Here is a 292-nt window from a genome sequence, read left to right as displayed (position 1 = left end):
TGGTTACAGTGAGCAACGGCGACACGGTGACGGTCACCGACCACTTCAGAAACCTCTACGCAGACATGGAACTTATCGAGTTTGCTGATAGTATGGTGCTGGACCTGGAGGGGATTGCACAGAAGTCGGTCGAGGATCAGGATGGTGACGGTGATGATCTGGTGCTTGGCAGCAACGGCGATGACACCTTCCTCGGCGGGGTCGGCAACGACACACTGAAGGGCGGGCGTGGTGAGGACACCTACCGTTACAGCCTCGGAGACGGCAACGACACGATTGATGATTTGAGCAA

The 292-nt window shown here is 56.5% G+C and carries 1 protein-coding gene; it reads left to right on the top strand.

The genetic code is table 11. The annotated features are described in order from the left end of the window. On the top strand, positions 1–292 hold a 292-nt coding region (locus ACFWW2_RS25520), incomplete at both ends, for a calcium-binding protein (RefSeq protein WP_393933276.1).

The organism is Yoonia sp. R2-816 (assembly GCF_046762905.1).
GTDB lineage: Bacteria > Pseudomonadota > Alphaproteobacteria > Rhodobacterales > Rhodobacteraceae > Yoonia.
The sequence above is the reverse complement of the archived record's forward strand: the minus strand, read 5'-3'. Positions and strand labels throughout refer to the sequence as shown.